4 protein-coding genes are annotated in these 1,423 nt (G+C 59.8%); all 4 read right to left on the reverse strand.

Features of this window, described 5'->3' with window-relative positions:
- The coding region (locus tag C501_RS14450) for a hypothetical protein (RefSeq protein ID WP_211206308.1) at positions 1 to 180 on the reverse strand (180 nt) is incomplete at its 3' end.
- Between the two features lie 27 nt (positions 181 to 207).
- The gene (locus C501_RS0100015; RefSeq protein ID WP_018133596.1) at positions 208 to 423 is read right to left on the reverse strand and encodes a hypothetical protein; all 216 of its coding nucleotides are present in this window, start codon (positions 421 to 423) and stop codon (positions 208 to 210) included.
- Between the two features lie 11 nt (positions 424 to 434).
- On the reverse strand, positions 435 to 572 hold the full coding sequence (locus tag C501_RS14060; protein ID WP_018133597.1) for a hypothetical protein: 138 nt from the start codon (positions 570 to 572) through the stop codon (positions 435 to 437).
- Positions 569 to 1,360, reverse strand: a complete 792-nt coding sequence (locus tag C501_RS14660; RefSeq protein WP_342662508.1) for a LysM peptidoglycan-binding domain-containing protein — start codon at positions 1,358 to 1,360, stop codon at positions 569 to 571. The genes C501_RS14060 and C501_RS14660 overlap by 4 nt, the downstream gene beginning before the upstream one ends.
- Between the last annotated feature and the right edge of the window lie 63 nt (positions 1,361 to 1,423).

Raw genomic sequence — 1,423 nt, forward strand, 5'->3', positions numbered from 1 at the left:
GTGGATAGCCCAGGGCACTACGGAAACATGATAGGGGATTACACGGATGTAGGCATAGGATTTGCTACATCGAGTTCCGGAGAAGCTTTTGCTGTTCAAGTTTTCGCAAAGTACAAATAATTTATACAGGGTATCTTCCGTGGTGGTCGCGGCGAATCGCAGAGTCACGGCGTCTTTCACCGCGACCTCCTCTCAGTAGATGAGGGCTCAGCCCTGCGGGTCGCTGGGCTGACCAGCAACGCGACGCCCACGGTTTTGAGGCTCGATGGCCTGATTGGGTGTGAGATAGACAGAGATGGTCGTAGCGATGACACCTGCGACTACGAGCCACTGGTACTGCTCGGAGGGCAGTAGACCGAGCACTGCTGTGATGACCGCGCCGACCAGTCCAGCGATGGTTTTGGAGTACTCGAAAATTTTCATGATGGCCCCTTTCAGAGCGTGAGAATGACGGGAAGGACAGCGGTCAGCGCTGAGTTGATGAGCCACCAGATGAACGCAAGGGCGAGCGTGGCTAGGGCCGCGCACACCACCACTAAGGCGATGAGCACGGCCCGCTGGGTGCCGGTCACTGGATTTTGAGTACCTGCCCGACCTGAATTGCATCAGGATTACTGAGTCCGTTCAGTCTGGCTAGGTAGTCCACGCTGACGGCGTAGTATGCGGCGATCTTGCCGAGAGTGTCACCGTGGTCCACAATCCACACGAGCGGGCCGGGAATGGTGAGCATTTGTCCGACCTGGATCTGGTCGGGGTTGCTGATGCCGTTCGCGGCGGCGATCTGCTGGACACTTGGGCCGTTGTAGTAGGCCTGGATTTTGGCAAGGGTGTCTCCGGGATCCACGCGCCACTGAATCGGGCCTGGACGGGTTGGTGGCTGAGTGACTGTTGGCTCAACTGGTGGCGGTGTGAGCGCTCCACCGTCCAGGATTTTATTGATGGACGCTCGGAGCCCGTTCATGCCACCGGGCCAACCCGCCGGATCAATCTTCCCCGCGTCGGAGTACTCGCTGTGTCCGATCTGTAGCCGCTGCTCAGCCGGTAAGCCTAGTAGGTAGGCCCGCTCTAGGGCCGCTCCGAGGCGTGGGGCGGCATCGAGCTGTGCTGGGGTCCAATCCCACGGCTCCCTGCCGGAGGACTCCATCTCGACCCCGATCAGATAAGCGTTGCCCCGGTCGCGGGGAATACCGGGGGCCTCACCAGAACCGGCATGATTTCCCCACCCGGCAGCGATCACGTACACACTGCCGTCACGGGCGAGACCGAGCTGACATAGCGGGCCTCCTAGATTCGGGAAGCCGTCAATCAACGCATTCAAGGACGGCCTGGGGGTCTGCTGCACGGATAGGTGACATCTGATCTGCGTCGATGTGTCGGCGCTGGAAGGATGTGCACTATGCCGAAAGCGTTCCCCAAGGAGTTC

This window comes from Acaricomes phytoseiuli DSM 14247 (assembly GCF_000376245.1).
GTDB lineage: Bacteria > Actinomycetota > Actinomycetes > Actinomycetales > Micrococcaceae > Renibacterium > Renibacterium phytoseiuli.

Bases quoted from the DNA above. Each gene is read 5' to 3' on its own strand.
- C501_RS0100015 (WP_018133596.1), bottom strand. From the start codon at position 423: ATGAAAATTTTCGAGTACTCCAAAACCATCGCTGGACTGGTCGGCGCG.